This window comes from Gilliamella sp. wkB18, from assembly GCF_001690875.1.
Lineage (GTDB): Bacteria > Pseudomonadota > Gammaproteobacteria > Enterobacterales > Orbaceae > Gilliamella > Gilliamella apicola_A.
The window spans coordinates 1-6,597 of the sequence record NZ_LZHM01000011.1; the positions used below are offsets into that span (position 1 = coordinate 1).

Consider the following 6,597-nt stretch of genomic DNA (forward strand, 5'->3'; position numbering starts at 1 on the left):
GTCGCATGTTAATCCATTATGAAAGTGAATGGTATGGCAAGCTTGATTCAGAAGACAAATTGCCAAAATGGGAAGCGTTAAATAGTGAAATGACAGAAAATGCCAGCAATGTATTGGATTATTTAAATGAAGGAAATGAAGCAAAACTTGATGCTTATATCAACACGCTAGAAACAAGCAAACAACAGTCAGTAAAAAAGGGGATTGAAGCGCTAAGAAGAAAAATTGAAACGTTTCCAAAAGACTACAAAAGTAATCCAAAGCAGAAGCTGAACCAAGAACAAATTAAAATTTATGCACAAGTGCAGAAGTTAGAACAACAAGTCATGGTTTGGGAAAAAACCAAAGAGAAAATCAAGAAAATGTTATGGTGGGATGATGTTGCTAAAGGCTTAGCTAAGTTGAATCAACCCAAAGGCACGTCTCCAGAAAATGGCGAGACAACCAATACCACAACCACCCAAACAGACTCAGCTCCACCAGCCACGCTTAGCGCTGATGGTAGGGCGTGGTTTATTCATCCTATTGGAACTCAAATATTCAATTATGGAAGTTGTATGTGTAACAAAGGTATAACGGAAGATCAATTTAGATCTATTATACCTGAGGATATTTTAATAAATGGATTATTTTATAAAATGAATAATGAACTAAAAAATATATCAATAAGCACATTTCTTTCAAAACTGAATTTATACTTTATTCAATATAACGTTACAAGCTGTTTGCAAAAAGCCCATTTTATATCACAAATATTATGTGAAAGTGACTTTTTTAAGACTACTGAAGAGTATAAAAATAGAGATGGTTCTACACCTAGCTATTGGAACAATTACAGTGGTGGTTCAAATTATCATGGCAGAGGTCTTATTCAAATTACTCATGACTATAACTATGAATCTTTTGGTAAATATATTAAAAACAATTCAATTAAAGATAATCCAGATCTTATCTGTTCCGATTTGGATTATACAATAAGGTCTGCATTTTGGTATTGGATTCAAGGAAGCTCGTGGGGGAATATAAATGATATTGCAGCAAATAATGACTTTCTTAAAGTCACTATGGCTATAAATGGTGGATATAATCATGTTGTAGAAAGAAATAAAGCCCTTATAACTTTATATGAAAAATTTTGTATCAAAAATTGCAAAGTATATTATAACATTAAAGTTGATAATTATTCTTTTGCTACTAGTGCAATGATCAATAGTAAATGGTATAAAAATAATACATATAAAGTAAACCAAGTTGAAGCTGATTTAAATGATTTTTATATGAGTTTGCAAAACAGAGATTAAAATGAAAAAATTATTTGTTTTTATTATATTGTTTTATTTTAGTTTTCCATTATTTGCTCAAATATGTAAGGAAACTAAATCAAATGAGATTAAGGGTCAATTTATTAATGGTGATTATTTTGAGGGTAAATATAATTATTGCCGTTTAATTAACCCTAAAGAAGACAATATTTCACAAATTAATTTAAATATAAATGGAACAAGCAATAGCTATATTTATGTTGGTGGAGGAAATCCAACAATTGAGACTTCAAATTTAGGGGTGATTTCTATTTTTGATAAGTTGGGAGGGATGGAAAGTCCTGCTAAAATAACTTATTTAACCCGCATAGATAAAAATTTAATCAAACTTGGGGAAATCAATTTGGATTATTCTCAGGGACAAGTCATTAATTATTCTATTGACAATGTTAATAATAAAATAGATGCCTTGAGCGCAACTTTCTTAGAAAAAATAAAGCAATCCTTTATAAATAATACTAAATTATCTTATCCTGATTATTTTTTATTACTTTTATTTGATTCAACCTTAGTAAACGATATTTCAAGTGATTGGATAAATAAATTTTATGCAAAATTAAATTTAATGCAGCATAAAGACCTCATTAATATTTACAGCCAAAATATATTTTTTAAAAATACGACGCTTTGTAATAAAGATAAAAATGAAAAAAATGCATTTGGATGCCAAATTAAAAATCGCAAATTATCATTATGTTATAACTATGTTAATTCAAATTTGTTTTATAGGTTTGGTACTCAGTCAAAAATAGAATTGGAGTTAGTAAAAGTAATTGAGGATAAAGACAAGAAAAATTCTAGCATATCTTTTGCTAATAAAGATATTGATTATGTTGTGGATACAAAACCAGGTAAAGAAGGTATTAAAATAAAAAGAAAAGAGATACAACTGTACAATTTTCAATGTAATCCAAGTACTGTTGAGCCAATGATTTTGGATAGTTTTAATTAATAGTGAATATATAGGATTTCAAAAGCAAGAATAAATCGAGTAGTGGATGATAAAGAGACTTTATAGATTCAAATAGAAAAACAGCTCAACGAGATAACGATTTCGTCAAGTTGGCTATCAACCAAAAGCGAAGGCGTGAAGAAAGTGAGTTGCTGGGATTGGTTTGATTTTAAGCAAATTAAAGAAAATGCCAGTCTGAAAGAAATTTACCTTAGTGCTAAAAAAACCTTAAGCAGAAATAAGGATAATGCATCACTAGAACAATACACGCCAACAATAAAAGAGACATTAACAATATTAGACAAACAATACGGTGCTAACTCACCAAAATATGCGATGATAACAACGGACAGTTTTAAAGGGCTTATTGCTAAGCCGGTATTAGCCACGGCACTTAGTCGCATGTTAATCCATTATGAAAGTGAATGGTATGGCAAGCTTGATTCAGAAGACAAATTGCCAAAATGGGAAGCGTTAAATAGTGAAATGACAGAAAATGCCAGCAATGTATTGGATTATTTAACTAAAGGAGATGAAGCAAAACTTGATGCTTATATCAACACGCTAGAAACAAGCAAACAACAGTCAGTAAAAAAAGGGATTGAAGCGCTAAGAAGAAAAATTGAAACGTTTCCAAAAGACTATAAAAGTAATCCAAAGCAGAAGCTGAACCAAGAACAAATTAAAATTTATGCACAAGTGCAGAAATTAGAACAACAAGTCATGGTTTGGGAAAAAACCAAAGAGAAAATCAAGAAAATGTTATGGTGGGATGATGTCGCTAAAGGCTTAGCGAAGCTAAATCAAGCAAACGGCACACATCCAGAAAATACCAACATAACTGATACCAAAGTCATCCCAACAGACTCTGCTTCACCTGCCACGCTTAGCGCTGATGGTAGGGCGTGGTTTATTCATCCGCTGGCTATGGTGAGTTATTTTAATGAGGAAATTAATCTTATAAGAAATTATACTCTAGAAAATGCAGAACTTGCTTTAAGGGCTATATACGAAAAGTATGGTAAGGATATGGCAATAATAATTGAAAGAATGTATCGTTCTGAAACTGCACATTTTAAATCTTTACAATATAAGAAGACAGGAACAGGAGGAATGGAGTCTTTTGGTTATCCTCCATATTATGGCTGGGATAAAGAGTTCTTTTTATTAAATCCAAATTATACTCCTATAGGAACTACACATTTATTTGAAAATGTTGGATTGAGCAAGCAGGGAGGAAATGCTCAAATAAAAGATAGACCTAAAGAGTTTATAATTTTCCCTTCTGTGTTAGCTGCAATGGAGTATTTAGTTTTTTATATTAATAAATATAATGGTAATTATGCTCGTTGGCATTCGACAAATTCTGCTGTTCAAGAAGCTTATAAAAATATATTAAATAAAATTATTCCAAGAATTGTTAATAAAATAGAGGAAGAAAATGCAAAAGAAAATTAAAGTTCCAATAATATTTGTTTTACAAATTTTGATAATTTTAAGCGTAACATGTAATGCAAATGCAAAATTGAACGATTGTGTATCCATTTTTGAAGAAATGCTTAAAACTAGTGATTTTCTTCCAGAAGTAACATCAAGGAAAAACTTACTTATCGATTTATATGATATTTCAGTCAATGATGATTCAATTTTTTTCAAAGTCTATGACTCTGATACTGAAAAAAATAAAAATAGAGGTGTGTTGGCTGTATTAGGTTGGGTAAAATACAACTATAAAAGAAAAAGCATGGAAAATATTACATATGATGAATTAAATCCAGTTAAAGTTATTTATAACAAAGAGTTAGAAATAAAATTTAATCAATGTTTGGATTTTCATAAAATAAATATAAAAGATCTTGCTACTTCAGAATAAATAATGGTGTAGGAAAACATTGAGTTGTTTACACTTGTAGAAGCTCAAACTTAATATGGCTGGAATGACAACACATCTTCAAACAAAGGCATATTAGAAGTACATGCCAAAAATTTCAATAAATCATTTAAAAGAGTAATAGGAATAGAGGGAATTAAAGGTATTGATTTTCGTACATGGAATAACAAGATCCTATCTTCAATTTTGTGTATTTGCCAGCTAGAGATGATGGATAATTTTGTCACCAAATAAACGACCCTGTAAATGATGCCGATCATTTTATTTCCATACGTGCTGATGGTGCTGTAAATTATTTTGCTTCAGGTTCCCCATGTAATCTATCCCAACACATCGGGTAGCGAAATTGTTGCACTTAGTAAGGAATTAGCGAAAGTGCAAAATAGAGCAAGTAACATATTTGGTTAATGGCGGATACAATCATTTGAATGAACGTATTGAATATACAAACAGATTAAAAGAGATTTTGGGTTATGAGGAATGTATTAATAAAATTTAAATCTATATTCGCTATCTATTTAATTATTTTTTCCGTGACTGCATATGCTGAAAAATTGATATTTAATATTGACCATAAGTTGGTTAATAAAGCAATTTTTGATACGGAAAATAACAGAGATTTTATTGCACTTTATCATAATGATAATTTGATCACAAAGATACCAAGTTTTGATGAGGATGGTGGTAATCGCTTTGAAAAAATATTAAGCCGTTATGATGAAAATAATTTAATAAGAATTGTGACTTCTTTTCCTGACAGAGGGGTTTTTAAGATTTATTATGATATCGAATTAAATAAACGTACTAATTTATATACACTTAATAAAGTAAGCTTTGAGATACAGCAATGGTCATCAGACGAAGAATTTATAGCAAAATATTGTTCTCATCAAACCAATATTAGTTTAGATAAATTAACTAAAAACGATGGCTTATTTAAAAAAGTAAGACCTAGAATTGATGGATGGGAAAATGGTAAGGTAAAAGGGAATTGTGTTGAAACGCATAATGAAATCAATTATGAAGATGCATATTCTTTAGTCATGAAATCTTATTTATATAATAAACCTGAAGTTAATGAACAAACAAAAATGTATTTAGTGAGAGGTGATATAGTTCATTTATTGGAACAGAATAATACATTTTATTATATTGCGTATAATACCACTAAAAATAAAGTCATAAAAAAATGGCTTCATTGTTCAGCTATTGATGCTTGTAATAAACTTTGATTATGAAATTCACTAATTATTTGAGAAATAAATTAGACAAATACATTTACATGAACAAGATTATAAATGGTATGCTGTTTCGTCTTTAGTGGAAGGGTATTGTTCGATACCTAAATTAACACCTTATGATTATAAGGGAAATAAAATTATCGGTTGGATTTACAATCAGACTAAAAAACCACTCACTGTTCCGATAGTTGAAATAACTGGAAAAGATAGCAATTTCGCCAAATCCAGAGGGATAAGAATAAGGGATGAGAATAAAAAAAATATTATTTCCATGCTACCTGAAGGTACTCAAATTAAAATATCCGGTACCAAAAAACCGAAAAATTTTGTTGAATTAATCGAAGTGATTCGAGATGGAAACCCCACTATTCCTTTACCAGCAGGGAAAAAATACGTTTATTTTGGTTGTCTTGAAAATATAATTAGAGGTAAAAAATATAATGAGGTTGTGGTATTAGATAAACCTTTTCCAATTGTAGCAGGTGATTTAGTTGGGCATATTGGTCATAATCAAGATAAGGCGATTGATAAAAAAAAAGATAAAGAGGGGAATTATATTGATATAGAAACCCTACCGCTTGCACAAGGTATGAAAGGGAGCGAATTTCAACCGAATTTACATGTTGAGTGTTTTACCTGTGAAGACTTACCAAAGTACATTAGCCAAACTCAAGCAGAGGCGAGAAAACTAGCCGATGAAGATAAAACACTATTAGCTATATCAAAAGGCGTTAAAGTACTGACACTACCAAGTCAAGCAGACACAACCGTTGGAACACCACTTAAAGGCACTAAAATAAAAGTGCTAAGTAAAGAAACCAATATAAACTGGTTACAAATAGAAATTAAAACCTCTGCAACAGACAAAAAAACATTATGGATTGAAAATACGCAGGAGATAGCAAAAAAAGCAAAATCTAATGGTGAAATTGAATTAGCTACAAATACAGTGGCATGGAGCAAACACCCCTTACAAGCAAGCCAATTAACGAGCAGCAATTATAATATTGGCACAGCACTACTACTTGATATGGGAGATAATAAGGTTAAAACAAGAAATAATCGAGCGGTGGATGAGCAAGATACGTTATGGATACAAATAGAAAAAGTACTTGACGATAAAAATACCACTATATCGTCAAGTTGGCTATCAACTAAAAGCGAAGGCGTGAAGAAAGTGAGTTGCTGGGA

General features: G+C 30.6%; 5 protein-coding genes and 1 pseudogene. All 6 read left to right on the forward strand.

What is annotated here, in order from left to right; translation table 11 throughout:
- On the forward strand, positions 1–1,301 hold a 1,301-nt coding region (locus tag A9G48_RS00425), incomplete at its 5' end, for a glycoside hydrolase family 19 protein (protein ID WP_218057756.1).
- A 1-nt stretch (position 1,302) separates the two neighbouring features.
- Complete coding sequence (locus A9G48_RS00430) at positions 1,303–2,274, forward strand: hypothetical protein (protein WP_034945094.1); 972 nt, start codon at positions 1,303–1,305, stop codon at positions 2,272–2,274.
- Positions 2,275–2,418: 144 nt separating this feature from the next.
- Positions 2,419–3,732, forward strand: a complete 1,314-nt coding sequence (locus tag A9G48_RS00435) for a hypothetical protein (RefSeq protein WP_065575641.1) — start codon at positions 2,419–2,421, stop codon at positions 3,730–3,732.
- Positions 3,716–4,147 carry a hypothetical protein gene (locus A9G48_RS00440; protein WP_065569335.1) on the forward strand — a complete coding sequence of 144 codons (432 nt, stop codon included), beginning with the start codon at positions 3,716–3,718 and terminating at the stop codon, positions 4,145–4,147. Before A9G48_RS00435 ends, A9G48_RS00440 begins: the two co-directional genes overlap by 17 nt.
- A gap of 491 nt (positions 4,148–4,638) precedes the next feature.
- A complete protein-coding gene (locus A9G48_RS00445) occupies positions 4,639–5,397 on the forward strand; it encodes a hypothetical protein (protein ID WP_065575642.1) in 759 nt (252 codons plus the stop codon).
- A gap of 88 nt (positions 5,398–5,485) precedes the next feature.
- A pseudogene (locus tag A9G48_RS00450) lies at positions 5,486–6,597 on the forward strand (hypothetical protein); the annotation flags it as partial.

Excerpts from the sequence above, each read along its gene's own strand:
- A9G48_RS00440 (WP_065569335.1), top strand. The coding sequence starts at position 3,716 with ATGCAAAAGAAAATTAAAGTTCCAATAATATTTGTTTTACAAATTTTG.
- A9G48_RS00430 (WP_034945094.1), top strand. The coding sequence starts at position 1,303 with ATGAAAAAATTATTTGTTTTTATTATATTGTTTTATTTTAGTTTTCCA.
- A9G48_RS00445 (WP_065575642.1), top strand. The coding sequence starts at position 4,639 with ATGAGGAATGTATTAATAAAATTTAAATCTATATTCGCTATCTATTTA.